Below are 20564 nucleotides of genomic sequence, written 5' to 3' on the forward strand. Positions count from 1 at the left end.
ACTCCAGGCACAACTAAAATGAATGGATTGGGAGGGCGTTACTTTTTGAGCGCTTGCCCGCAATACAGCCCCGACAGGGTCTGCATCACAGAAACCACTTCAAAGCTGGCGAGTGAGTAGAAAATGTATTTCCCCAGCCTTCGGGTATTGACCATGCCCTCATCGCGCAACACACCGAGTTGTTGCGACAGTGTGGGTTGTCTGATGCCGGTCAGCGCTTCAAGTTCGCCGACATTGCGCTCACCTTGAGTCAACTGGCAGAGCAGCAGCAGGCGATCTTCATTGGCCAACGCTTTGAGAAGGGTGCAGGCTTTGGAAGCAGAGTCGCGCAGAAGCCCGATTTCTTCGCTGGTTAGCTGAGCAGTCATGAAAAGCTCCGGTGCGTGATGGTCGACAGTCTACGACTCGATAATATATCTTTCAATATATTGATCATTCAACGACCGCCACGAGGCCCCTCATGCATCCCGAAATTCAAGGTTTCTTCGACCCGGCGACGTCGACCGTGAGCTACGTGGTCCATGCTGCTGGCAGCGTGGAGTGCGCAATCATCGACCCGGTGCTGGACTACAATGCCGCCGCCGGGCGTATCAGCACCGTCAGTGCCGACGCCATCGCCGCTTTCGTGCAGGCTGAAGGCCTGAAGGTGCAATGGCTGCTGGAGACCCACGCCCATGCCGACCACCTGTCGGCCAGTGCTTACCTCAAGCGCAAGCTGGGCGGTCAGATCGGCATCGGTGCTGCCATCACCCAGGTCCAGGGAGTGTTTCGCGACATCTATAACCTTGAGCCGGAATTCAAGCTTGATGGCTCGCAGTTCGATCGCCTGTTCGAGCCCGACGAGCTGTTTCATATCGGGCGGCTACAGGTGCGGGCGCTGCATGTGCCCGGCCATACCCCGGCCGATATGGCCTATCAGGTAGAACACCACAGCCTGTTTGTGGGCGATACCCTGTTTATGCCTGATGTGGGCACCGCCCGTTGCGACTTCCCGGGTGGCGATGCGCGGCAGTTGTATCAATCGATCAAGCGCCTGCTGGCATTACCTGAGTCGACCCGCCTGTTTATGTGCCATGACTACCCGCCAGCCGGGCGCGAAGCCTGCTGGTCGACCACGGTGGGTGAACAGCGGGCAAAAAACATCCACGTCAATGACAGCATCGACCTGGCAGGTTTTGTCGGCATGCGTACGGCCCGCGATGCCACTCTGGGGGTTCCGGCGCTGCTGATTCCGGCGATTCAAGTCAATATTCGTGCAGGCAACCTGCCGCCTGCGGATGACAGCGGCCTGTGCAGCCTGAAGATTCCGCTGAACCGGTTTTGAGCCGCCCAAACACTTGCCAGGAACAGGGCAGCAGCGGTTTTGATGAGCGGCGCATTACCCGTGGGAGCTGGCTTGCCTGCGATGCAAACAACGCGCTCTGACAGGTAACACACGGTGATTCCATCGCGAGCAAGCCCGCTCCCACAAGAACCCGGGCAGCCCCAGGCGCATAAAAAATCCGGCCTGAGCCGGATTTTTTAGTTAGCCAATTACTGCATCCACGGGGGTGGTGGCTCTTCAGCCTTGCTCGGTGGCGCATCATCGGCAGCACGCACTGCCTGGCGGAAAGCTTCGTCCAGACGTGCGGCTTCGATTTCGCGCATCACCCCGCCGACATCCGCCAGCTCGTCCGGCTCGTCAAACTCGCCCGTCAACACACTGCCAGGGTGCAGGGTGGCAGCTTCGTAAAGTGCCCACATTTCCTTGGCGTACTTGGTCTTCTTCAGTTCCGGCGCAAAACGCCCGAAATAGGAAGCCATGTTGCCCACGTCACGCTCCAGCATGTTGAAGGCGTGGTTGTTACCCGCCGCATCGACCGCCTGGGGCAAGTCGATGATGACCGGGCCGGTTGGCGTCAGCAAAACGTTGAACTCGGACAAGTCGCCGTGAACCAGCCCCGTACACAGCATCAGCACGATTTGCTGAATCAGGAACTCGTGGTACTCGCGGGCCTGATCCGGCTCCAGCACCACGTCATTGAGACGCGGAGCCGCATCGCCGTACTCGTCCGCCACCAGTTCCATCAACAGCACGCCTTCGAGGAAGTCGAACGGTTTAGGAACCCGCACACCCGCACCGGCCAGGCGAAACAGCGCCGCTACCTCGGCGTTTTGCCAGGCATCTTCGGTTTCTTTACGACCGAACTTCGAGCCCTTGGCCATCGCTCGGGCCTGACGGCTGTTGCGAACCTTGCGACCCTCCTGATATTCGGCGGCCTGGCGGAAACTTCGTTTGTTGGCCTCCTTGTAAACCTTGGCGCATCGCAGCTCATTGCCGCAGCGGACTACGTATACAGCTGCTTCCTTGCCACTCATGAGTGGGCGCAGCACCTCGTCGATCAGACCGTCTTCGATCAGGGGTTCTAAGCGTTTTGGAGTCTTCATCAGCTTTTATTGTGGGTCCTTTATTACCAAACACGCGAATGTCATTCGTTATACGGCAATCCACTCACCACGGGGAGAGGGCAAACGATTTGAATGATAGACGAGCAACACGTTTTGAGCACCGACTTAACCCTGTCGAAACAAGTCACCCGGGGTAAAGCCGAACATCTTTTTAAACGCCGCAATAAACGCCGACGTTGATTCATACCCGCAAGACAGCGCCGCCCGCGTGACATGACCGCCCTCCTCCAGCACCCGTAACGATGACAGAAGACGCACCCGCTGCCGCCAACTGCGGAAACTCAAGCCTGTTTCACGTTGAAACAAACGCATCAGGGTTTTTTCGGACATCCCCAGCCGATCCGACCACAGGCCCAGGTTCGCCTCGGCATCAGGGGTTTCGACCAGCTCATTGCACAGCACCAGCAAACGTTCATGACGGGGCAACGGCAGTGAAAAACCGACCTCGGGCAGGCTTGCCAACTGGTCCAGCAGCACCGCCACCAAGCGTTGCTCGCAGCTCCCGTCCTCGGGGTAGTCGACGGGCAGCGCACAAAAGCTTTTGATCAGCTCCCGGGCCAGCGGCGTGACCTCCAGTACCCGGCACTGCCCCGGCGCCCATTGGCAGTCCTCACGGCGCACATAGAGGCTGCGCATTTCAGCGCGCATCGAGGTGATCACTTCATGCTCCAGCCCGGCCGGAATCCAGATACCCCACTGCGGGGGCGCAAAAAAACTGCCCTCGTCGGTATGTACGCCCAGCACACCACTAATGGCGTACGAAAACTGCACCCAATCGTGTCGATGGCGCGGCGTCCACGAGCCCGCGCCCAGGCTTTCGGCCCGGGCATACAGGGGTCGTGGCAGGGCATCGAGTACCGGAATGGCACGCGGCAGCCCACGTTGTCCGTTTGGCGGCATTGATTGGCCTTATATCGCAAGACGACAGATTGCTGCGACGTTAGGCTAAGTCATCAATTCTTACAATGTTGCGGTGCCGACAATGCCTGTACTCAAACATCTCAAACGAATGTTCACCGACTGGTTTCTGTGCGGCATGCTGCTGGCGACTTTCCTGGCCTATGTGTTTCCGCATTTCGGTAGCACTGGCGGTGCAATGCACGCGGAATGGGTGATCAATATCGGAGTGTTTCTGGTGTTTTTCCTGCACGGGGTGAACCTGTCCAGTGAGCAGATCAGTCACGGTCTGAAAAACATTCGCCTGCACGTTATGGTGCAGGGCTTTACCTTTATCGTCTTCCCGCTGATCTGGGTGGTCGCCAACAAGCTGTTGGGCGCCCATATCCCGCCGCTGCTGATGTTGGGATTTTTCTACCTGTGTGCCCTGCCCTCGACCATCTCCTCGTCGGTGGCACTGACCGGCAGTGCTGGAGGCAATGTGCCGGCAGCGATTCTTAACGCCAGCCTGTCCAGCGTGCTGGGGATTTTCCTGACACCCTTGCTGGTCAGCTTCGTGGTGGGCAGCGGCGCAGGGGGCATCGACCTGGGTTCAACCCTGCTCGACCTGTGCGCCATGCTGTTGCTGCCGCTGGTGCTGGGCCAGTTGGTTCGCCCGCTGTGCGGACGCTTTTTTGCCCGGCACAAGCGCTACACCAATATCTGCGACAAGGTGGTGATTCTGCTGCTGGTTTACGCCGCGTTCTGCAACTCGATGGTCTCGGGCATGTGGCAACAGCAGGGCAGTTCGGTGATTGTCAGTGCATTGGTCGGCAGTGCGGTCCTGCTGGCGATTATCCTGTGGATGACCACCCGCACCGCCCGCGCCCTGAAATTCAGCACCGCAGATGAAATCGCTGCAGTGTTCTGCGCCAGCAAGAAATCCCTCGCGGCAGGTGCGCCGATGGCGGCCCTGATTTTCGGGGCCAACCCGGGGCTGGGCCTGATTTTATTGCCGATCATGATCTACCACCCACTGCAGTTGATCGTGTGTTCGGTGATGGCCGAGAGTTATGCCACGCGCAGTCGCGCAGAAGCCAAACACAACAACATCTCGGGTGGGAGCGGGCTTGCTCGCGATGCCGACGCCACGGCGTAACAGGCACACCGCATTGCGCCCATCGCGAGCAAGCCCGCTCCCACAGACGGCTATCGCTCAATTATTGCAGTAACACCCTGCCCGCCCGCCGCGCAGATCGAGATCAAACCTCGACCCTGCCCGGCGGTGGCCAGCAGCTTGGACATATTGGTCACGATACGCCCGCCCGTCGCCGCAAACGGATGACCCACCGCCAGGGAACTGCCCTTGACGTTGAGTTTGCTGCGATCAATCGCCCCCAGCGCTGCATCAAGACCCAACCGGCTTTTGCAGTAAGGCCCATCCTCCCAGGCCTTCAAGGTGCACAGCACCTGGGCAGCAAAGGCTTCGTGAATCTCGTAGTAGTCAAAGTCCTGCAAGGTCAGGCCATTACGCGCCAGCAGCCGTGGGACGGCATATACCGGTGCCATCAATAACCCTTCTGCACCGTGTACGAAATCTACAGCAGCTGTTTCACCATCGCGCAAATACGCCAAGACCGGCAAGCCGCGCTCCCTGGCCCATTCTTCACTGCCCAACAAGACCGTCGACGCACCATCGGTCAGTGGCGTGGAGTTGCCCGCCGTCAACGTGCCCTTGGCGCTGCGCTCGAATACGGGCTTGAGGGCGGCCAGTTTCTCCAGGGTCAGGTCGGCACGCAGGTTGTTATCACGGCTCAGGCCCATAAATGGCGTAAGCAGATCATCTTCCCAGCCGGCGTGGTAAGCCGCCGTCAGTGCCTGATGGCTGTGCAGCGCCAGCTCGTCCTGCTCAACCCGGGGGATGTTCCAGGTTTGCGCCATCAACTCGCAGTGCTGGCCCATCGACAGCCCGGTGCGAGGCTCGCCGTTGCGTGGAAATTCGGGCTTCAAAAAGCCCGGACGCAATTGCAGCAACGCCTTGAGCTTGTCCACAGGTGCCTTGAGGCGATTGAACTGCAGCAGCCATTTGCGCAGCCCGTCATTGATGCCGATCGGAACATTGGAGGCAGAGTCCACGCCACCGGCAATCCCGCACTCGATCTGCCCCAGGGCAATCTTGTTGGCCACCAGCAATGCCGCCTCAAGCCCTGTACCGCAGGCCTGCTGCAAGTCATAGGCCGGAGTTTGCGGCGACAGCCGCGAGCCCAGCACACATTCGCGGGTCAGGCTGAAATCCCGCGAATCCTTGAGCACCGCCCCGGCCACTACTTCGCCCATGCGCAACCCGTGAAGGTTGTATCGCTCGATCAGCCCTTCCAGCGCCGCCGTCAGCATGTCCTGATTACTGGCAGTCGCATAAGGCCCGTTGGCGCGAGAAAACGGGATTCGATTACCACCAATAATTGCTACACGACGCAGACTCATACGATTCACCCTATTCTCTTAAATCCATTAATCGTTACCAGCGTAGGCCTTATTGCCGATAACGAACGACCACGGTCTGTTTGTGGTCAACCCTTTGAACCCCACCTGTCGGAGAGTGTTCCATGTCAGACCGTTATATCGACTTCGTCAACTCATCCCTCGGCCAGCGGCTGGTCGGCGCGTTGGGGCTGCCGTCACCGGGACGACTGGAGCGCTGGCAGGCCGGGCGCCTGCGCCCCGTCGAAGGCCCTCTGCTGATTGGCGGCGGTGCGCTTGCCGCACAGGTGGCCCGCTTTGGCGGCAAACTCACCGATGCGGTGTTCAGCTATGGCCCTGAACCCTTGCATGCCACACCGTGGATTCCAGGCCAGGGACCAAAGCTCAAGGCCGTGGTGTTTGACGCCAGCGAGCTGTTGCACACCGGGCAGCTCAAGCAACTGCGCGAATTTTTCCAGCCGCTGCTGCGCAATCTCGAGCACTGTACCCATATGGTGATCCTGGGCCGTGCCCCTGAAACATTAAGCGACCCTTTTGCCGCCAGCGTGCAACGTGCGCTCGAAGGTTTCAGTCGCTCGTTGGCCAAGGAATTGCGTAACGGCAGTACCTTGCAACTGCTGTATATCGGCGAGGGGGCCGAAGATCAGCTTGAAGGCGCACTGCGCTTTTTTCTCTCGCCAAAAAGTGCCTTTATCAGCGGCCAGGTGCTGCGCCTCAAGGCCTGCGCCAACCAGGTGCAGGACTGGACCCGCCCCCTGGCCGGGCGCAAGGCACTGGTTACCGGTGCGGCCCGTGGCATTGGCGCCGCGATTGCCGAAACCCTGGCCCGGGATGGCGCCGAACTGATCCTGCTCGACGTGCCGGCCGCCAAGAGCGATCTCGATGCGCTGGCCGCGCGCTTGGGCGGGCACAGCATCGCGCTCGACATCTGTGCCGCCGATGCCGCAGAACAACTGACCGGGCAACTGGCCGATGGTATCGATATCCTGGTGCACAACGCCGGTATCACCCGTGATAAAACCCTGGCCAATATGACCCCGGAATTCTGGGACTCGGTACTCGCCGTTAACCTCAACGCCCCGCAAGTGCTGACCAAGGCCCTGCTTGATAGCGGCACCCTGCGCGATAACGGCCGGGTAATCCTGCTCGCATCCATCAGCGGTATCGCCGGCAATCGCGGCCAGACCAACTACGCCGCCAGCAAGGCCGGGCTGATCGGCCTTGCTCAGGCCTGGGCAGCGTCGCTGGGCGAGCGTGGCATCAGTATCAATGCCGTGGCCCCGGGTTTTATCGAAACCCAAATGACCGCGCATATTCCCTTTGCCCTGCGCGAAGCGGGACGACGCATGAGTTCGCTGGGCCAGGGTGGCCAACCCCAGGACGTCGCCGAGGCTGTGGCCTGGCTCGGCCAGCCGGGTTCGGGCGCGCTCAGCGGCCAGGCACTGCGGGTGTGTGGCCAAAGTATTCTGGGAGCATAAGCCATGACCGTGAAATGGCTCGACCTCAGCGGCCCACCGCACTTGCCCGCGCTGTACGCCCATGCCGCGGCCCGGCGCAAGATCACCTCCAGCCCCTTGCCGGAGCAAGGTCTGCGCTGCTGGGTCGAGGTGGAGCCCAAGGCCCTGGCGGCGTTTCGCGATGTTTGCGACCTGGTGCCAAGCCCATTGCTGCCGCCCACTTATCCACACATCCTGGCCTTCGGTCTGCAAATGCAGTTGCTGACTGCCAAGGACTTCCCCTTCCCGCTGCTGGGGCTGATTCATCTGACCAATCGGATCCGTCTGCTGCGCCCGATGGGCAGCGTGACGCAGCTGCGCATCGGGGTATATGTACACAACCTGCAAAAACACCCCAAGGGCGCGACCTTCGAGGTGGTCACCCAGGTTGACGATCTGCTGGGGCCAATATGGGAGGCCGAAAGCACCCTGCTGTGCAAAGGCGTGGAACTGCCGGGCGACCTGCCCCAAATCAACGATCCTGCGCCGGTGGCCCTGAGCGAACTGACCCGCTGGTATGCCCCCGCCGATATTGGCCGGCGTTATGCCAAAGTCTCGGGCGACTACAACCCCATCCACCTCAGTGCCGCCAGCGCCAAGCTGTTTGGCCTGCCCAGTGCAATTGCCCACGGCCTGTGGATAAAAGCCCGAACGCTGGCGGCACTCAATTCGCAGCTGCCGGCGGCCAATGTTGAGGTTTTTGTTGCCTTCAAAAAACCGGTGCGCTTGCCCGGCGAAGTGATTTTGCTCAGCAGTGAGGCGGGTTCCAGTGGCGACTTCCAGCTCAATGGCCATGACGGCCTGGTGCACTTGATCGGCAACTGGCGACCGGTTAGCTGACCACCCCCTGTGGGAGCGGGCTTGCTCGCGATGGCATCCGCGCGTTTTACCTGTTAAACCGCGGCGCCTGCATCGCGAGCAAGCCCGCTCCCACAGAGGATGGCATGCGAGCCGAAAATCCCGCAGGGCTGCCCGTGCCTTTCACTTGCACCAATCCCCGTTCGGTCGCAAGCTTTGCGCCTTCTGGAGAGCACGCCCGCAATGAACCTCGACGAAATAACCCGACGCATGCATCGCATCCGCGATAACAACGACTGGAAGCAGTTCCACAGCCCGAAAAACCTGGCCATGGCCGCCAGTGTCGAAATGGCCGAGCTGGTGGAGATCTTTCAGTGGCTGAGCGAAGACCAGTCACGCCAGCTCCCTGCCGACAAGCTCACCCACGCCGGCCAGGAAGTGGGCGATATCGTGCTGTACCTGGTATTGCTTTGTGCCGAACTGGGCCTGGACATGAATGAAGTGGTACGCAATAAACTGGCCGACAATGAAAGGCGTTTCAACAAATGAGTGACCGTCACTTCGATCAACTGGCCACCCGCTTCGCCGAGAAAATCTACGGTGGCGCCAAGGGTGCGATTCGTCTGACCGTGCTCCAGGCCGACCTGCAGGAAGCCCTGCCCAAACGCCCGTTGCGGGTGCTGGATATCGGCGCCGGGCTGGGCCATATGTCCTTGTGGCTGGCCCAGCAAGGTCACGATGTGACCCTGGCCGAACCGGCCGCGCCGATGCTGGAAGGCGCCCGCCAGCGTTTTGCCGAAGCTGGCCAGACTGGCACCTTTATTCAGGCGCCGTGGCAGGAGCTGCTGGGCCAACTGACTCAACCGTACGATCTGGTGTTGTGCCACGCCGTGCTGGAGTGGCTGGCCGAGCCCCACGCGATCCTGCCGGTGCTGCATCAATTGACCGCCAAAGATGGCTGGTTGTCGCTGGCGTTTTACAACCGCGACGCGCTGATCTATCGCAACTTGCTCAAGGGGCACTTTCGCAAGATGCGCAAGAACGACATGGCCGGCGAAAAACAGAGCCTCACCCCGCAGCAGCCACTCGACCCAAGGGAGCTGGCCACAGCACTCGAAGGGCTGTGGCAGGTCGAAACCCAAAGCGGCGTGCGGGTGTTTCACGATTACATGCCAGTGGAGTTCCAGGCCCGCGCCGAGCTTGAAGCCCTGGTTGAAATGGAGTTGGCCCACCGTCGCCACCCTGCGTTTGCCGGGCTGGGACGTTATCTTCATTGGGTGTGTCGCCCGGTTTAAATCGCCCTGCGGGGGAGAGCATGATGTATCGCCGCGTTGCCTTGATCGTTTTGAGCCTGGGGCTGGGCGCTTGCCAAAGCCCCAACCCGTACACCGCCACCTCAATGCCCATGCCTCCGGCTCCGGCACAGGCAGCCAATACCCTGGACTTGAGTGCCTACCCGGCCCCGCCACGGGATTACGGGCGCTACCAGAGCTGGGCCTGGCTCAATGGTCGGCTGCCGGTTGGCACGGCATGGGCCGACTCGGCGCAAATCGCCGAAGCGGTTAACAATGCCCTGGACCAGCGCGGCTTGCGCCCGGCACAACCCAACCGTCCGGCGGATCTTTGGGTCAGTGCTGATTTGCACACCGAAAAACGCTTGCGCCAGGTACAGGACGACTATGGTTACGGGGCCGGCTACGGCAGCGGTTACGGCCGCTACGGCAGCCAATACGGCATGTACAACTCCGTCCCCGTCATACGTACCTATGAGGTTGAGGTCATGGTGGTTCGACTCAACCTGTATGACGGTAAAACCGGCCAGCCGGTGTGGAGTTCCAGTGCAGAAACCAGCAGTAAAGGCAGCCTGAGCGAACGCAGTGACGCCCTGCGCGAATCACTGAACAAGGCAGTACAGGCTTACCCTCCCCATTGAGTCTCAATAGTGAAGTGGAGAAATCATCATGCTTCGTCGCATTGCATTACTGGGCCTGGCCCTGCTGCTCAGTGCCTGCGAAACCATGCAGGTCAGCCATGATTACAACCCTGCTGTCGATTTCGCCCAGTTCCGTACCTGGGCCTGGAAAGACCCTGCCGTGCAATACCAACCCAACAACCCGATGCTTAGAAGCGACCTGACCGAGCAGCGCATTGTCCAGGCCGTCAGCAGCCAGCTGGACCAGCGCGGCCTGCGCCCGGTAGCGGCAGGCAGCAAGCCGGACTTGCTGGTGCAAACTTGGCTGATCGTGGCCAACCGCCAGGAGCAAGTGGTGACCAACTACGGCTACGGTGGCCCTTGGGGTGGGCCGTGGGGGGGTTACTGGGGCGGCCCGTGGGAAGGTTACTGGGGCGCACCGATGTATAACGAAACCCGCAACGTGGTCTACCAGGTTGGTACGCTGCAGATCGACCTGATCGATGCCAAAGACGGCAAGCTGGTGTGGCGAGGCAGTGCAGAGAAAGTCGTCGACAGCAGCCCGACCCCGGCTGAACGCAGCGCTACAATCCAGCAAGCAGTCACCAAGATCCTGAGTACGTATCCGCCCAAGTAAGTTACGCAGCATTAACTTGCTCACGATGTATATAAGTAAGTTGGTATTAATACTTTCGTGAGCAAGTTGGTTTTTACACTGTTTTTCTGACCACTTGTCGTTGTCTTTTGATTAACCGTTCACATCGCGCTTATAAAACTGGCAACTGGCCAGCGCACCGATCACTTCTTGTCTACACTCGCTGAAACTTTGGAGAGTTAGCGCTGGGCACTGTTCCAGCATCAGGAGTGCTCGATGTCTCCCCAACTACGCGGTATGGGTTTTTATGGTCCCCGGCAGCAGCATGGCGCAATCGGCCTGATGGCTGCCGTGACGCTGGGCATGGTGCTGCTGTTTATGCTGCTGGTGGTCGACAGCGGGCGCCTTTACCTGGAGCAGCGCAAGTTGCAGCGCGTGGCGGATATGGCGGTGCTGGAGGCGGTGAGTCGGGGCGGTAACTGTGCTGGCGCCAGTACTGCTGCCGGTTTCGCCAACCAGAGTGCCACTCGCAACAGCTTCACCCCCGGCAGCGTGCAAAAAGTAAACACCACTTGCGGCACCCTGAGCACCAACAGTAGCCAGTTGCGGGTATTCACTGCCGACGCAACCAAATCCGATGCCATTCGCGTAATCGCCACCACCACTGTGCCGACCAGCGTGGCCGGAGGCTTGTGGAGTATGTTTTCCAAAAACGGGTTTAATCTGAATACCAATTTGACGGCGAGTGCGGTGGGGAGTGTCGGAGGGGGGCCGTTGGCTCAAATCAGTATCAGAAGTACTCTTGTGACGATTTCATCACAGAGCGAAGCATCAGCACTTAACGCTCTATTTTCCAAGCTGCTTGGCTCCGATGTAGTACTCAGTATTGCGGGATGGAACGGGCTAATCAATGGCGATATTAACTTGCTCAAGTTCATGGACCAACTTGCGCTAGACCTTCACATCTCAGCGGGCAACTACGACCAACTATTATCAACCAGTACAAACCTCACTCAATTTCTCACCACAGCTATTACGGTGGCTAACAACAATGGCGCAACCGCAGACATCAAAACAGCACTGGGAAATTTGAAAGTACCTGGTATTAACTCCACCCCACTCAAACTCGGCGACATTCTTAAACTTCAGAGCGGCACTCCGAGTTCCGGGCTGGATGCAAACCTGCAACTCATCCAGTTTCTGGAAGCCTCTATCCAGGCCGCCAATAAAAATAGCGGACTTGCGATCACGCTTCCCGTCAGCCTGCTGGGCATCGCCAACGTCACTACCCAGGCTAAAATCATCGAACCCCAACAGTTTTCTGCAATGGGTGATCCTCGACTAGCCAAAACGGATCCGCTTGGCGCAAATCGTATTTATGTGCGCACGGCCCAAGTAAGAACATTGATCTCTGTCCATATTAATGGACTTCCGGGTGCAGCGGGAATAGTCAATGCCCTTAGCGGGCTAATCGGTAGCCTCAGCTCGGTTTTAAGTGGTGTGCTTTCACTAAACCTCGTGACAACCCTTGATTCGACACTTTGTTTGCTGGGAAAAAAATGTAAACAGATCGACCCTCAACTCGTCGCGTCCCCACACATCGACATCAGTATTGATGCCGGCGGGGCAACAGCCTATGTCACAGACTTCACTTGCCCCAGTGGAAGTAACCAAACCAAAAGCCTGACGCTTCGTACAGAGTCTTCGCTGGCGGATATCCGAATAGGCCTCATCGATGCGACAGCTGCCTTTTCAAGCTCTACCCCGCCCGCTTATACCCCTGCCCCACTGGTAGATATTGGCATTCAAACCTGCCAGAAACTTTTAGGCATCGGTAGTTGCGTTGACCGCGTTGCATTTGCCGGGGGCGGACTTGGCATTGCAACCAGTACATCGGTAGTTGGATCCACAGGCAACATGATATATTCAAGTAGCGCTCCACTTTTCGCGGTACCTGCTAACATAAAAGACGCTTCCAGCCTGCAAGCCATGCCAAGCAATCCAAACATTGTAAGTTCATTGGCAAACACCTTGGCCGGTGTAAAAATACAAGCTTACACGCCGACTCAAAGCAACCCTCTTGGAAACTTGATTGTCGGTGCTGAATCGCTCATCACCGGCGTAACGAATATCTTGACCCCCCTTATCCTGAATGTATTGAACCCGCTGTTAACCCCTATACTTAATAACGTCCTTAAATTGCTTGGGGTTAGCCTGGTAGACGTTCAAGTCGGCGCCAACCTCTCCTGCAACCAGGGTGGCCGCGCCCAGCTGGTGCTTTGACCTAAATGGAGTGCAATACCTTGTGGGAGCGGGCTTGCTCGCGATTCAGGCACCTCGGTACATCTGATATACCGAGGTGATGCAATCGCGAGCAAGCCCGCTCCCACATGAAGGGTGGAACGCTGAATTCAGGCTGCTACCAGGGGCAGCTCCACACAAAACCGCGCCCCATGCTCGGTATTGCTGACACTCAGCCGCCCGCCCATATTGTCGATAATGCCGTAACTCACGGACAACCCCAGGCCGGTGCCCAGGCCAATGGGCTTGGTGGTGAAGAACGGTTCGAAGATCCGCTCCAGCAACCGCGGGTCGATGCCACCCGCATTGTCATCCACCCACAAGCGCACACTTTGCGCATCGGACTCAACACTCAGGGCTATCCAGGGCTCAAAGTCGCGGTCAGTTTCACGCTTGCTCATCAGCGCATCACGGGCATTGACCATCAGATTGATCAACACTTGCTCCAACTGATCCACATGGCCGCGCACCTGCACAGCGCAAGCCTGGCCCTCACTGCGCAATTGCACACCCTTGCCCCTCAAGCCCTCACCCAGCAAGGCTACAGAGCCTTCCATGGCCTGCGCCGGGTTGAACACTTGCTGTTCGATTTCGGAACGACGGCCAAACACCCGCAAGTGGTCTACCACCCGCGCCGCACGCTGGATCTGACCGTCAATACGGGTGAGTTTGTCTTGCAAATAATCGATCTGCGCATCGCCATTACCCAGGCGTTTGAGCACGTTGACCACGGCCATGCGCATCACGTTCAGCGGCTGGTTGATTTCGTGCGCCAGCCCCGTGGCCATTTCGCCCAGGGTGGCCATTTTCGCGCTGTGGGTCAGTTGCTGTTGCGAGCGACGCACTTCGGTGTTGTCGCGGCCCACGGCCTGCACTTCAAGCAAGTTGCCCTGCTCGTCGAAAATGCCCCGGTCCGACCACACCCACCAGGCATATTCACGCCCCGGCAGTTGCAGGCTGATTTCCGCCGTGCTGACCGGTGCCTGCGGAGTCAAGCCGGCAATACGCTGCACAAAGGCCTCGCGCTGCTCAGTGGATAGCCAACTGCTCAGGTTGATGCCCGGCAGTTGCGCAGTGGTGCATTCCAGGTAGCTGGCCAGCGGCTGATTGCCGAAGGTCAGGGTCAGGTCGGGCAGGTAACGGCAGATCATCGCCGGTGAGTCCTCAACCAGTATCCGGTAACGCTCCTCGCTGTTTTTGACCCGCTCGGCCGCTTCGGTAGCCTCGGTGATATCCAGCCACAAGCCGACCACTTCTACCGGCAAACCAAGGTCGTTACGCAAAAGCTTGGCCTCATCCAGCAACCAATGATAATCGCCGCGCCGATCGCGCAGGCGATAACGGTTGCGGGCGCTGCCTTCGCGCAGCAACTGCCGGGTACGGCCAAAAAACTGTTCGAGGTCATCGGGATGGACCCACTCGATCAAGGTTTCACTGGTACATTCCTCCAGCGTCCAGCCCAGTAAAGGCTTGAGGCTGTCACTGAAAAATGCCGGTACCAGCGCGCCTTCAACATAACGCTGTACATAAATCACCGCCGGGGAACTGGCGATCAGGTTGTCCAGCCGCGCATGGGCGGCGGCGACTTGTTGCTGCTGGTTTTTGATATCGCTGACATCCAGCATAAAACCTACGATGCGCCGCCGGGTGCCGCTGCCCAGCACCTGGCCCTGAATCCGGTACCAGCGGGCAGGCTCTGTGGCCTGAGGCTCATGTACCCGGGCAAACAGTAATAATTCTTTGCCATGTTCCAGCAGTTCATTGAAGCGACCGCTAAGTTCATCCCGGTCAGCTGGGTGAAACAACGCCAGCCATGCCTGGCGGGTCATGGCCTGCGGCTCGGCCACAGCGTCCAGGTTGATGGCCAGTTGTGGAGCCAGTTCCAGCAGTTCGCTGGTGCTCGACCATTCCCACCAGCCGGTGCCCAGCAGGCCTTGCAGGGCTTCCATGCGCTCGCTTTGCTGCAGATGCTGCTGCTCACGTAAACGGTCCAGCAGTGGTGCGGCCAGGGCAGCGCACACCTGCATCCAGTCGCTTTCACTCATTTGCGGGCCGTGCAGGGACGCCGGGTAAAACCCCAGCATCAACCAGGCACACAAGCCTTGCTGATCGCTGTAAGGCACCAGCACACCATCGGCATTGCCAAACAAATCGTTTAATCGCGGGTTACCGTCGCGCTCGACACGCTGGGGTGACGTTCCGCCAAGCGGATCGAGCAGGCTGCCAAGGTTTTGTTCGGGCAGCCACAGTTGCGGCGCATCAAAGGCGTGATACGTGCTGTGCATATACCAGGAAGCCTGTGGACCCTCACGCAGCGCCAGCGCCATACAGGGCACCCGCCCATGCTGGGCGACGCTGCGCAGCGCTTCGTGCATGACCTCGGACAGACGCGACGAGCTGCACTGGCGCAACTGCCCGGCCAGCCCCAGGATCAGTTGCGTGCAGCGCTCGCGGCTGCGGGCCTGCTCACTGCCAAGGCGCAGGTCGCTGATATCCAGCAACTGCAAAAGCCAGCTGCCCCCCTGGGGTTGCACCCAGCCCCGGGTATGTACCACACGCAGACCCGCACACTGGAAGTCGAGATCAAGACTGTGACCAACCCAGTCTGCCGGTACGCCTTCAAGCGCCAGCGTGCTCCCCGGCACCAGATAGCTCAGGAGCAGGCGCGGTGAACCATCGTCGCTGCCCCGCGCCAGGCCGTAGCGCTGCAGGCCGTGGATTTCAATGACGTGCCCCAGCGGATCAAGCATCAGCTGGATACCCGCATGGGTGCGTGATTGCGGATCGGTGGATTCAGGCAAGCGCTCGTCGGTCCGTCCCAACAAGCGCCCGAACAGCCCTTCGCTAGGGGACAAGTTGAGCACTCGATTCGGCTTTCAAATTTGTTGGCAGGCTAGGCACTGTGATCGTTCCCAATTTGAGCACCGGCATGATGGTGGTCAACGCCGTAGCAGGCAGGGTCACACTGGCAGTCAGCACTTTGGTTGTCGGGTTATAGGTCGCGGCCGGAACCAGGCTGCCTTTAACCGCAGTGGGCACCCAGGCCAGTTTCTCGTTCAATACGCTCTTGGCCAACGTCTCCACCAGCCCGCCATAGTTGGCCGCCGTCGGATCCACCGCCATGCTGCGCCGCACCGCCTCAGCCGTCGCATTGTTGAATGACTGCACCAACAGCAGGGGCAAGCTGTAGCTGAGCACGCCATAAAGCACCGCAAAAAAAATCACAAACACCAGCGCGAACTCAATCGCCGCCGCGCCCTGCTGCTTTTTGCCAAGTCTTGTTTTCATGACTGCGTCTACCCTGACTGTCGACAGTAATATCATCATAGAATCATTGGTAAAAAACGGAGGATCTTTACGTGATCCAGTTAGCTGTTGTGTTGCTTTGGTTTGTGGCCTGTTCCATTCAAGACCTGCTCCAACGCCATATTTCCAACTTCCTGACGTTGGGTGGCGCAGCGCTGGCGCTGCTGTATCTGCTGTGGACCGGTCACACCTGGCTGGGAGCAAGCGCAACCGAAGGAGGCTGGGCGCTGCTGATCGCGCTGGTGCTGACACTGCCCGGTTATGCCTTGAACAAGCTGGGTGCCGGCGACGTAAAGCTGTTGATCGCCCTGGCGCTGACAACCGATCGTCCGACAATTCTTGGCACCGTTATCGGTGCTGGCATCTGTAGTGGCATCTGGTGGTTTTGTGCGTCAAAAATACTGCCGTCAATAAATCAACAAGTTAAGACGCTCTCGCTTGCGAAAGGCGCCACAGTGTCAAAAAAGCTTCCCTTTGCACCCTTCCTGTTCGGTGGTTTTACCCTGACAATGGCTCTGCTTCACTAGTCATTACGAGGGATTAATACCTTGTACATAGTCGTAAAGTAGGTCTACGTTTAATTCAATCACCGCAAGTATGTGGACCAAGATGTCCCTGATTGGTTTACCAGGAAGGAGAACCACGTGAACACGCCCAACCCCCTAATAAAAGTGCTCGTAGTCGACGATCAGTCGTTGATTGTCGAAGAACTGTGCGAGTTTCTGGAAAGCAGCGGTTACCGTTGCGTGCCTTGCAATACAACCCGTGAAGCCATTGATGCGTTTGTGGCCGACCCGCAAATCGGCCTGGTGCTCTGCGACCTTCACATGCCCGACATGAACGGCATCGAACTGACCCAGCAGTTGCAAAAACTGGCCGGCAAACACCGCGCCTTTGAAAGCATCCTGTTGACCGGTCGCGCCGATAAACAGGATGTGATCAAGGCCCTGCGTATCGGCATCGCCGACTACTATCAAAAGCCGGTCGACCTCAATGAGCTGCTCGAGGGCATCCAGCGCCAGGAAGCTATTTTGCGTGAACGCCACAAGAGCGATCAGCTGGGCCACCTGAACCAGAAATTGCAATTCCTGGCCGAATCCATCGATGACCTGTATCAGGACATGGAGTCCGCCCGGCGCCCTCCGCAAGCTGCCACTCACCCCTTGAACAGCCAGGAACCAGGTGAGGGCCCCTGGCAACAGATCCCGACGATCTTCAAACAGCTGTCACCACGCCAGCTGGACGTCGCCAAGCTGGTCAGCAAGGGCCAGACCAACTACCAGATCGCCTGTGACCTGGGCATCACCGAAAACACGGTCAAGCTCTATGTGTCGCAAGTGCTGCGCCTGCCCCATATGAACAACCGCACCCAACTGGCCCTGGCCCTGTCGCCAAACGCCGGCGCCCATCGGCAAACTGCGCACTAGCTACCTGATCACTTCACTGTAGCGGTGCGAGTTGCCCGCGATACAACTGGCGCGGCGGGTGAGTGATGCCGCACCGCTGCCATCGCGGGCAAGCCCGCTCCCACAGGTTTTGCGCCGCCTACTGCCTGTGGGGGCCCGCTATTGCAGGAAAGAACTTATTCCTGGCTGGCCTTGCCACCCTCTTTCTGCCCGTAGTACTCGGGGATTTCATGTTTATAACTGTCCAGCCAGCGCTGCAGGCTGAGCTCACGCTCCGCCGGCGTAGCCGTTTGGTGGATGGGCGACTGGACGCTGCCGCTCACTTGCAATTGCAGCCAGTTCTCGGTTTGCTGCTGGGTTCTGGGGGTGGGGCCAGGCTCGATAGCCAGCGCACCCAGCGGCATCAGGGCCAGCAGCACCCCCACACGAATAGATAAAGTCATGGCAAACCTCCAACGCGTTATTTGACGACAGCCACCTGGTTGCTGGCGGTCCTGGCTTGAGCTTTCAAAGCTTGTGCCCGGTACTGGGCATCACTTACCTGTTCGGGGGTCAGGCCCGCGCGGGTTACCAGTTCTGCGGCCTGCTTCCACTGGTCCTGATAAATCAGCAAGGTCACCAGGTTCAATGCCGCCGGAGATTCATCCTGCTTGAGCTCCAGAGCGGTCAAAAACTCGAACCGCGCTTCATCAACCCGCCGTTGATTGAGATAAACCACACCCAGGTCATTGCGGATCTTGGCATCGGTCGGCGCCATTTGTGCCGCACGCTCCAGATGGGTGATCGCCAGGGCGTTGTCACCGTGCCCGGCTGCCAGTTGGCCCAGGCCATGCTCCCCTTCGGCTGCCAGGCACGACCCCAGCAACCCTTGATACAGCGGCCCGGCCTCATCGCGGCCCAACTGGCGATAAATCCGTGCCTTGCGCAGTTGTACCTGCGCCGACCCCTGCGGCAGGTTTTGCAGGTTGGCCAGGCTGGCGTGCAGCTTGCCTTCCTTGGCCATGTCATCGGCCAGGTTCAGTGACAGCTCCTGGTCACCACTCAACTTGGTGCAACTGCCGCCCATGGCCATCCACGGCGGATTACTCTGACCTCCTGTGGCACAGCCGCCCAGCATCAGCAGCCCGCACACGACGATGACAGCTTTCATGTTCATACCCCTGGTCAAGAGAGAAAGGCTCGCGAGATAGCGACAAAACTCGGCCCGGCCAAGACGATCATCAAAGCGGGGAACAGAAACACCATCATCACTACCGACATTTTGGCGGACATCTTGGAGATATATTCCTCCATGCGGGTCAAACGACGGTCATCCAGCAGCTCCTTGAGTGCCTGCAATGACTTCATCGCGCCACCACCCTGCTGAATCAATTGCTGCAGAATCACGCAGGTGTCATTGAACTCGTCTACATCCAGCAGACTCGCGGTTTTGCTCAGTTCCTGATTCAACTCCAGCCCCGAGTCGACCCGGGCCAGAATCACCCGCAACTCACCGGTCAGTACCGGCAGCAGGTGCCGCGCTTCCTGGCTCAACACCCGCAGCGCCTGTTCGACTGCCATGCCCGACTCAAACAGAATGCGCAGCAACGGAATAAAGGTTGAAACTTCGATCGCCACTTCCTGCTGGCGCCTTTTTGCAGCATAGGCCAACAATCGCTTGGGGATCAGATAGCCCAAAGCCAGGGAGAACAGCATCACCACCAGCAGATTGCCCGAACGCGGAAAAAACAGCTCATAGCCCAAGAACACCAGCCCGGCAAAAGCTATCGGGGTGCCAACCTGAAAAGCGGCAAACAGCGAGCGCTGACTGGCGGTGCGCCAGCCGATGCGGTTGAGCAGGGTCTGGGTTTCGCTGTCCATCGACACCGAACGCTGGCCAAACTTGCTGTTGCCCACCGCCCGCATCCACAGGCTGAGCTTGCCGGGGCCGGTCTTGTCACCATCCAGGCGCTGCATGACCCGTTGCTGGCTCATGCGATCCTGAACCACGTTATTGATCAACAGCGCCATGGCGCCCAGCAGCAACACCACACAAATCAAAAAGGCCATGTCATACGCTCCGTACCATGCGCCACAGCGCCACACTGCCGATTATCTGCATGGCCATTGCGGTCAGGAGCATCTGCTGCCCTCCGCCGTCCTGCCACATCTTGAGCATGTAGCTGGGGTTGGTCACCATAAAGAAACCCACCACAAACACCGGCAACGAGCCCAATACCAGCGCCGTCATCCGGGTTTCACCGGTCATGGCCCGCAACTTGCGCGCCCCCTGCTCACGCTCGCGAATCAGCACGATCAGGTTCTCCAGCAACTCACTGGCATTACCACCGTAGCGATGGTTGACCTTAAGCCCCAGGGCAAACATGCGAAATTCATCACGTTCATAAAGCTCGGCAAAGTCGTTCACTGCCTCGGGCAGGCTCACCCCCATCTGCACGTTGCGCGATACCCGGCTGATACTGCTTTTGAGCGGGTCGCTGGATGCCTCGATCGCGGTCAACACCGCATCGGCTAAGGTGCGTCCGGCCTTGAGGCTGCGCACGCAGTGATCGAGCAGCAATGGCAGTTGCTCAACCATGCGCCGAACCCGGCGGTGGTAACGCCAGCTGACAAAGAGTTTGAGCAGCACCGGCGGCAACACCAACAACGCGAGCAAGAACACCCAGCCACCGATCAGGCCCGCCACAATCACCGCAGCGGCCCATAGCGACAGCCACAAACCCAGACGCTCTGAAGGGCGCCCCAGGCCTGCCTGCAAAAAAGCCCGGTCCAGCCAGGCCACGCCCTGGGCTTTCTCCAGCAACTGCGGCTGGCCTTCACCCAGACGCTCCAGCACACGGCCCGTGGTCGGGTCGGTCAGGGCGCGATACACCAGATTCAGCGATAGCGCGAACATCAGGAAACTGATGGTAAAAAGCAGTAAGGCCGGGTTCATATGCAGTGTC

21 protein-coding genes are annotated in these 20564 nt (G+C 59.0%); 11 read left to right on the forward strand and 10 right to left on the reverse strand.

Features of this window, described 5'->3' with window-relative positions; genetic code table 11:
- Positions 1-38 precede the first annotated feature (38 nt).
- A complete protein-coding gene (locus V6L81_RS00240) occupies positions 39-368 on the reverse strand; it encodes a metalloregulator ArsR/SmtB family transcription factor (RefSeq protein ID WP_095001067.1) in 330 nt (109 codons plus the stop codon).
- Positions 369-460: 92 nt separating this feature from the next.
- Here V6L81_RS00240 and V6L81_RS00245 point away from each other — a divergent pair, with 92 nt between their 5' ends.
- On the forward strand, positions 461-1324 hold the full coding sequence (locus V6L81_RS00245; protein WP_095001066.1) for an MBL fold metallo-hydrolase: 864 nt from the start codon (positions 461-463) through the stop codon (positions 1322-1324).
- Positions 1325-1533: 209 nt separating this feature from the next.
- On the opposite strand, the gene V6L81_RS00250 is transcribed toward V6L81_RS00245, so the two are convergent.
- On the reverse strand, positions 1534-2427 hold the full coding sequence (locus tag V6L81_RS00250) for a PA4780 family RIO1-like protein kinase (RefSeq protein WP_016783575.1): 894 nt from the start codon (positions 2425-2427) through the stop codon (positions 1534-1536).
- Positions 2428-2553: 126 nt separating this feature from the next.
- A complete protein-coding gene (locus V6L81_RS00255) occupies positions 2554-3348 on the reverse strand; it encodes a helix-turn-helix domain-containing protein (RefSeq protein WP_095020828.1) in 795 nt (264 codons plus the stop codon).
- A gap of 82 nt (positions 3349-3430) precedes the next feature.
- Between V6L81_RS00255 and V6L81_RS00260 the strand changes: the two genes are divergently transcribed.
- Positions 3431-4483 (forward strand): bile acid:sodium symporter family protein, encoded by a 1053-nt coding sequence (locus V6L81_RS00260; protein ID WP_095001064.1) that lies wholly within the window; start codon positions 3431-3433, stop codon positions 4481-4483.
- 50 nt (positions 4484-4533) lie between these two features.
- Here V6L81_RS00260 and V6L81_RS00265 read toward each other — a convergent pair whose 3' ends face one another.
- Complete coding sequence (locus V6L81_RS00265; protein ID WP_095001063.1) at positions 4534-5808, reverse strand: acetyl-CoA C-acetyltransferase; 1275 nt, start codon at positions 5806-5808, stop codon at positions 4534-4536.
- Positions 5809-5930: 122 nt separating this feature from the next.
- Between V6L81_RS00265 and V6L81_RS00270 the strand changes: the two genes are divergently transcribed.
- The 7 genes from V6L81_RS00270 to V6L81_RS00300 all read left to right on the forward strand — a co-directional run bounded on the left by V6L81_RS00270 (position 5931) and on the right by V6L81_RS00300 (position 12889).
- Positions 5931-7283, forward strand: coding sequence for a 3-oxoacyl-ACP reductase (locus V6L81_RS00270; RefSeq protein ID WP_095001062.1), 1353 nt, complete (start codon positions 5931-5933; stop codon positions 7281-7283).
- 3 nt (positions 7284-7286) lie between these two features.
- Positions 7287-8141: a MaoC/PaaZ C-terminal domain-containing protein gene (locus V6L81_RS00275; RefSeq protein ID WP_338660386.1), complete on the forward strand. Its 855-nt coding sequence runs from the start codon at positions 7287-7289 to the stop codon at positions 8139-8141.
- Positions 8142-8342: 201 nt separating this feature from the next.
- The gene (locus tag V6L81_RS00280; RefSeq protein ID WP_095001060.1) at positions 8343-8648 is read left to right on the forward strand and encodes a nucleotide pyrophosphohydrolase; all 306 of its coding nucleotides are present in this window, start codon (positions 8343-8345) and stop codon (positions 8646-8648) included.
- The gene (locus V6L81_RS00285; protein WP_338660387.1) at positions 8645-9394 is read left to right on the forward strand and encodes a methyltransferase domain-containing protein; all 750 of its coding nucleotides are present in this window, start codon (positions 8645-8647) and stop codon (positions 9392-9394) included. Before V6L81_RS00280 ends, V6L81_RS00285 begins: the two co-directional genes overlap by 4 nt.
- A 23-nt stretch (positions 9395-9417) precedes the next feature.
- On the forward strand, positions 9418-10032 hold the full coding sequence (locus V6L81_RS00290) for a DUF4136 domain-containing protein (protein WP_095019795.1): 615 nt from the start codon (positions 9418-9420) through the stop codon (positions 10030-10032).
- A gap of 28 nt (positions 10033-10060) precedes the next feature.
- Positions 10061-10648, forward strand: coding sequence for a DUF4136 domain-containing protein (locus V6L81_RS00295; RefSeq protein ID WP_338660388.1), 588 nt, complete (start codon positions 10061-10063; stop codon positions 10646-10648).
- A gap of 234 nt (positions 10649-10882) precedes the next feature.
- Complete coding sequence (locus V6L81_RS00300) at positions 10883-12889, forward strand: pilus assembly protein TadG-related protein (RefSeq protein WP_338660389.1); 2007 nt, start codon at positions 10883-10885, stop codon at positions 12887-12889.
- Between the two features lie 128 nt (positions 12890-13017).
- On the opposite strand, the gene V6L81_RS00305 is transcribed toward V6L81_RS00300, so the two are convergent.
- Positions 13018-15762, reverse strand: coding sequence for an ATP-binding protein (locus tag V6L81_RS00305; protein WP_338660390.1), 2745 nt, complete (start codon positions 15760-15762; stop codon positions 13018-13020).
- Positions 15752-16195, reverse strand: coding sequence for a TadE/TadG family type IV pilus assembly protein (locus V6L81_RS00310; protein ID WP_095020824.1), 444 nt, complete (start codon positions 16193-16195; stop codon positions 15752-15754). Before V6L81_RS00310 ends, V6L81_RS00305 begins: the two co-directional genes overlap by 11 nt.
- A gap of 71 nt (positions 16196-16266) precedes the next feature.
- Between V6L81_RS00310 and V6L81_RS00315 the strand changes: the two genes are divergently transcribed.
- Both V6L81_RS00315 and V6L81_RS00320 read left to right on the forward strand, forming a co-directional pair.
- Entirely contained in the window at positions 16267-16740 is a 474-nt protein-coding gene (locus V6L81_RS00315) for a prepilin peptidase (RefSeq protein WP_095001053.1), read from the forward strand.
- A 117-nt stretch (positions 16741-16857) separates the two neighbouring features.
- Positions 16858-17640: a response regulator transcription factor gene (locus V6L81_RS00320; protein WP_338660391.1), complete on the forward strand. Its 783-nt coding sequence runs from the start codon at positions 16858-16860 to the stop codon at positions 17638-17640.
- A gap of 155 nt (positions 17641-17795) precedes the next feature.
- Here the strand turns inward: V6L81_RS00320 and V6L81_RS00325 are convergent, their stop codons facing one another.
- From V6L81_RS00325 to V6L81_RS00340, 4 genes are read right to left on the reverse strand one after another with little or no spacing between them, the layout of a single operon-like run.
- Positions 17796-18062: a DUF3613 domain-containing protein gene (locus V6L81_RS00325; protein WP_095001051.1), complete on the reverse strand. Its 267-nt coding sequence runs from the start codon at positions 18060-18062 to the stop codon at positions 17796-17798.
- Positions 18063-18079: 17 nt separating this feature from the next.
- Complete coding sequence (locus tag V6L81_RS00330) at positions 18080-18769, reverse strand: lipopolysaccharide assembly protein LapB (RefSeq protein WP_095001050.1); 690 nt, start codon at positions 18767-18769, stop codon at positions 18080-18082.
- A gap of 14 nt (positions 18770-18783) precedes the next feature.
- Positions 18784-19668, reverse strand: a complete 885-nt coding sequence (locus V6L81_RS00335; protein WP_095020823.1) for a type II secretion system F family protein — start codon at positions 19666-19668, stop codon at positions 18784-18786.
- A gap of 1 nt (position 19669) precedes the next feature.
- Complete coding sequence (locus tag V6L81_RS00340) at positions 19670-20554, reverse strand: type II secretion system F family protein (protein WP_095001048.1); 885 nt, start codon at positions 20552-20554, stop codon at positions 19670-19672.
- Positions 20555-20564 lie beyond the last annotated feature (10 nt).

It is taken from the genome of Pseudomonas bubulae, from assembly GCF_037023725.1.
Lineage (GTDB): Bacteria > Pseudomonadota > Gammaproteobacteria > Pseudomonadales > Pseudomonadaceae > Aquipseudomonas > Aquipseudomonas bubulae.